This window comes from Gilliamella sp. Fer4-1, assembly GCF_001690515.1.
Taxonomy (GTDB): domain Bacteria; phylum Pseudomonadota; class Gammaproteobacteria; order Enterobacterales; family Orbaceae; genus Gilliamella; species Gilliamella apicola_C.
The window spans coordinates 1-5,100 of sequence record NZ_LZGZ01000208.1; the positions used below are offsets into that span (position 1 = coordinate 1).

Genomic DNA, 5,100 nt, shown 5'->3' on the forward strand with positions numbered 1-5,100 from the left:
TGCCATAGGTGACAGTTAATTATGTCACCTATTTCTATAGTATATTAATTATTACATATTTCTAGTTTCTAACCAGCATTGTTCATTTTTCTGATGCTTGGTTACATTGCTTCATCAGTCGTGAAAGTTTTACATTTTTTATAGTGTAGCATACTACGATCCCCTCGGCCGTACCACCCAAACCCAGTGGCTGCCCCACTGGGCTTTACCCACCATCAGCGTCGACCCCAATGGCAGCACATGGCGTTACTACTACGACCAGCGCGGCAACCTGCGCAGCGTTATCGACCCCCTAAAGCAGCGTACCAACTACCAGTACGACAACCTCGACCGATTGGTAAGCAAAAAACACAGCAAACACGGCCAGACCGATTACCGCTATGATCGCACCGGCAGAATCGAAGGCTGCCGCAACCAGAGATACTGGGAAACCCTGCAATACGATGCCGCTGCCAACCTGCTGGACAGCAAATACAGAGAAGACTACAGCAACCACAACCTGATTCGCTGTAACCAGCTCCTGCATTTTAGAGGGCACCACTACCGCTATGACGAGCACGGCAGAACCCAGACCAAACAGACCATCGGCGCAACCCAGCACTACTACTACGACGCCGACCACCGTCTAAGCGAAGTACGCATTGAACAGCTCAACAAAACCGAACGATACCGCTATCTCTATGACGCCCTTGGCAGACGCATCGAAAAACAAAAGTTAGACCACGAAGGCAAACCTTACAACCGTACCCGCTTCCTGTGGGACGGCTTAAGAATGATTCAGGAAACCGGCCCGAATCACCCCACCAGCCTGTATATCTATACCGACCAGAACAGCTACGAACCACTGGCGCGGATAGACACAGACGGCAACCAAGAACAACATATCCGCTACTTCCACACTGACCTGAACGGTTGTCCGGAAGAGCTGACCGACGAAAACGGTAAAATACTGTGGGAATGTAGCTTTCAGTTATGGGGAAAGCGGATTCATGAAATCGAACACGAATCAGTAGAGCAAAACCTCAGATATCAGGGACAATATTTAGACAGAGAAACCGGCCTACATTACAATACTTTCAGGTACTATGATCCGGATATAGGTAGATTTACTCAGCCAGACCCGATTGGGTTGCTGGGTGGATTTAATCTGTATCAGTATGCGCCTAATGGGTTGACTTGGGTCGATCCACTTGGGTTGAGCTGTAGTTTTAATAGTAAGTCGAATCGTTGGCGTAATAATGAAACAGGACGTTTTACCAAACGCCCAACTGATCCATCAGAATTAGTTAGAAATGGGAGGGTGAATAAAGCAGACATAGATGCATGGGCCACACAAGGAGGAATACCAAATACTTGGCATGCTGATCCTAATCGTTTCCCCAAAGGTGGATTTAAGTATGAAGGTGAAGGATATAAAGTACATGGACATGGCATGAATCCTGTTGCACAATCAAAATGGCCAACGTCAAATTCAGCAAATGGCCCAACGGCTAGGATTACAAATACTACAAATAAGCAAAGTTATAGAACAGATGGAACATGGGGAAAATTTGACAGTGATAGAAATGCAGCTCATATTCCATTAGATGGATCAGGATATTAATTTATGAACGAGAATATACTATACAATTTTTTGAAAAATAGACCATCCCTTTTAGATTATAATGATGAACTAAAGCTAATAGGTATTATGACTAAACTACCTATGAGTTGGCTCATTAAAAATAAAGATGAATTTATTTGTGCTTTAGACCAATTACATGACTCACATACGGATGGTGGATTTTTATTACAAGAGGAATGTGACGATATTATATTTGATAATTTTTGTGAATGGCTAAGAGAAGTAAATAATAAAACCGGCATACCGACATTAGTGTATATTGATGATTTTTCAAGTGTTGGACTTAATAAATTTAGAGAAAGTATTAGAAAAGATGAAAATACAGATAAGTAAGATCTAAACAATATTAGATCTAAATCTTTATACGTCTTGAATTGGTATTTAGGGGTGTTATTATCATAATTTATTAAGAAAAATGTTTAGTCAATAAATATTTAACAAAATAAAAGGCTATTCATTAATACTAGAAAGTACCGGAAGAACTAACCGATGCAAACGGCGAATTACTGTGGGAATGTAGCTTTCAGTTATGGGGAAAGCGGATTCATGAAATCGAACACGAACCAGTAGAACAAAACCTCAGATATCAGGGACAATATTTAGACAGAGAAACCGGCTTACATTACAATACTTTCAGGTATTATGATCCGGATATAGGTCGCTTTAGCCAGCCAGATCCGATTGGTTTAGCCGGTAGGCTTAATCTGTATCAGTATGCGTCTAATGGGTTGACTTGGATTGATCCTTTAGGATGGAGTTGTAATGCTATTAGCAATCTGGGAAATCTAGCTAAGGCATATAGAAAAGCTCTTGGAAGAAATTCTGGTTAAATAGGCAAAGGCAGAAATATAGCCACATCAAATTACAATATCGATGTTAATGGAAGATCCCTTAATGGCATGGCCGATGCAATTAGTGGTCAGAGATCTATATCAGGTTTTGTTAATATACCAGATTCAAATAATAGATTGTTTACAACAGTTAACCATCAACGTGCTTTTGATTCAGAAGTAAAAGCTCTTGAACGTATTGGTAGCAAGATAAACCCCAATGCTAAAGGAACCATTGATCTTTTCTCATAACTTCCAACATGTAAATCATGCCTAGGAGGCATTAAACAGTTTGAAACTAGGTTCCCAAGCGTAAAAACAAATAGGCTTACAGGTGATTAAATGAATAAAAACAAATACATTCATATGATTGATAGTTTTATTTCTTTTTTAGAAAAAAAAGGGATTTCTGTTTTAGGCTGTAATGTAGAGCAGATAGCGCAACTGGAAAAAAAATATGGAAAGCTTCCTCAGTTTTATAAATTATATCTTGAAAAATTAGGATGTTATGCTGGTGATTTTAAGGCTGATACATGGATACTTTATTCTGATCTTGATGATATTAATGAAGAAACTATAGAATTAATGCATCAAAATAAAATAATTCCACCTAAAAATATGTTTGCCTTTTTAATGCACCAAGGATATACCACTTTGTTCTTTACTAATAGAAATATAGATGATCCGAAAGTTTATTGTTATACAGAATGTGAAGATATAGATGATATAAATAAAACTTTTAGCTTATGTCTAGAATCTGATATTAATGAGTATGTTAAATATGCTTAATTCATTAATTTGTTGTCTTAAATAAAAATATATGAAATGCAATATCCGATATACTCTATAGACTTAGAGTAATTAATATGATCTTAGATTTTTTACCTTTATCAAATATTGATGGAAATAAACTATCGGTGGCATCGAATAATAAGAAAATCCAGTTACCAAATAATGTTTTTTCATATTTTAAAAGATGACAAGAGTGTACGCTGCAAACAATGACATCATCTAGGAATGCAACTATCTGCTCTGGGGGATGAAACAGATTCAAGAAATCGAACACATACCAATACAACACAACCTTAGATATCAGGGACAATATTTAAACAGAAAAACAGACTTACATTACAATACATTCAGCTATTATGATCCGGATATAGGCCACTTTACCCAACTAGACACGATAGGCGATATTAATCTTTATCAGTATGCGCCTAATGGATTGGCTTGGATTGATCCGTGGTGAGGGAGTTGTGGATCAATTAAAGATTCATATCAACAAGCAAGAAATAACGCCTTGAAGTGACAGGAAAAAAGAGGTTTTTAAAGCTGAAAAATTTAATATGGGAAGATTTGATTCTACAAAAGAAAAGCCCATTGGAATGACTTCTGCTGATGGAAAAACTGGATTTAGGATTGAGTATGATGAAAGAAGTGGTGCTAATATAAGCGTATTTAGTGGAAAAAAGAAAGGAGAACATTTTTTATTTGATGTTATAAAACCAATAGTAACTAAACTTCAAGACCTATTTAATCTTGCTTCTAAGCACCGGAGAGACTCATGACTCTTGATGATGAAATAAAAATGAAACTTTCGCTATTATCAGAACCACCAGAACTGGTTGATAATTGGGAAAATATTGCACATAAATTATCCAGCTCTTTTGACTGGAAAGGAACCAAAATTGATTGGTCAAAAACTCTTAAACACAAAAGCAATCAACTTTTTGGAAGTTATTCCAGTTGGTTATCCACAATAAGAAAATTTATTGTAGATAATGACATATTTACTAAAATTAGAGAAAGCGGGGATATTTACTATCTAAATGATTCCTCTTTAAATTTTGCAGTACATTTAAAATTTAATCAATTTGATAGTTTCCTTGCTCTTGCTATAGAAAATATTCCTCAACATCATTATTTTTTTGATTCTTCAAATAAATGGTGCCTTGTTATAAGTTCTGAAGGGTTTATTGATTTTGGATTATCACTAAAATAATCTGTTTAATTTTATTGTCTGAAAATATTTACGATAAAAAAGAGTTTTCTTTTTAAACAATAGCAATTAAAACTTACCGGTATTTACGGCACAGTTCTTTAAGGCAATACAGCCTCAGCTTCTGTTAAAATAGCTACGATTTAATGTTCAATCATTTTTTCATCATTAAATCCCCCTTTTACTTTTATCATAGAGAATTTTCTACTTTTTTGCTGTACTATTTTATGAGTTAGTTACAGTATAAAACGTATGCCTGCGGTTTGGGCAACTAAATCTGATTTGAAGTCAATTAACTTAAACAATATATTTTCAACAACAACTGGTGGGATAGAGATAAAAGTAAGATGCTAACAGTACATAATCAGGCTATTGAGACAATATATGGAGAAATATATGGAAGAGACGCTTTAATATTAAAAGACGTCATATTAAATATGTTTCCCCTAGAATTAAAGGTAATAGCTTCTTTGGAATTGTCGCTTTGCCAACCAAGTAAAGGGCTAGAAGGAGAGGCTTTAATTTATTTTAAATTTGAAAATATAAAGAGCTTAAATATTACAATGATTGATGAATCAAGTTATCAGCCAATGATGATATCATGCTTCGATAAAATATTCGATAAAGAGAAAGATGAGCATTATATT

8 protein-coding genes and 1 pseudogene are annotated in these 5,100 nt (G+C 35.8%); all 9 read left to right on the forward strand.

Going from position 1 to position 5,100, the window contains the following annotated elements:
* The first annotated feature begins 334 nt into the window (after window positions 1–334).
* A complete protein-coding gene (locus A9G30_RS13190) occupies window positions 335–1,603 on the forward strand; it encodes an RHS repeat domain-containing protein (protein WP_218057765.1) in 1,269 nt (422 codons plus the stop codon).
* Between the two features lie 3 nt (window positions 1,604–1,606).
* Window positions 1,607–1,957 (forward strand): hypothetical protein, encoded by a 351-nt coding sequence (locus tag A9G30_RS07600; protein ID WP_065588565.1) that lies wholly within the window; start codon window positions 1,607–1,609, stop codon window positions 1,955–1,957.
* Window positions 1,958–2,097: 140 nt separating this feature from the next.
* Window positions 2,098–2,385 (forward strand): annotated as a pseudogene (locus tag A9G30_RS13625) (RHS repeat domain-containing protein); the annotation flags it as partial.
* A 138-nt stretch (window positions 2,386–2,523) separates the two neighbouring features.
* The gene (locus A9G30_RS07605) at window positions 2,524–2,706 is read left to right on the forward strand and encodes a hypothetical protein (protein WP_065588566.1); all 183 of its coding nucleotides are present in this window, start codon (window positions 2,524–2,526) and stop codon (window positions 2,704–2,706) included.
* Window positions 2,707–2,796: 90 nt separating this feature from the next.
* Window positions 2,797–3,243 carry an SMI1/KNR4 family protein gene (locus tag A9G30_RS07610; protein WP_065567341.1) on the forward strand — a complete coding sequence of 149 codons (447 nt, stop codon included), beginning with the start codon at window positions 2,797–2,799 and terminating at the stop codon, window positions 3,241–3,243.
* Between the two features lie 250 nt (window positions 3,244–3,493).
* On the forward strand, window positions 3,494–3,703 hold the full coding sequence (locus A9G30_RS12975; protein WP_065579951.1) for an RHS repeat-associated core domain-containing protein: 210 nt from the start codon (window positions 3,494–3,496) through the stop codon (window positions 3,701–3,703).
* A 97-nt stretch (window positions 3,704–3,800) separates the two neighbouring features.
* Window positions 3,801–4,022: a hypothetical protein gene (locus tag A9G30_RS12980; protein WP_065567340.1), complete on the forward strand. Its 222-nt coding sequence runs from the start codon at window positions 3,801–3,803 to the stop codon at window positions 4,020–4,022.
* A complete protein-coding gene (locus tag A9G30_RS07625; protein WP_065588567.1) occupies window positions 4,019–4,456 on the forward strand; it encodes a type IV secretion protein Rhs in 438 nt (145 codons plus the stop codon). Before A9G30_RS12980 ends, A9G30_RS07625 begins: the two co-directional genes overlap by 4 nt.
* A 344-nt stretch (window positions 4,457–4,800) precedes the next feature.
* A partial coding sequence (locus A9G30_RS07630) for a hypothetical protein (protein WP_065588568.1) occupies window positions 4,801–5,100 on the forward strand: 300 nt, incomplete at its 3' end.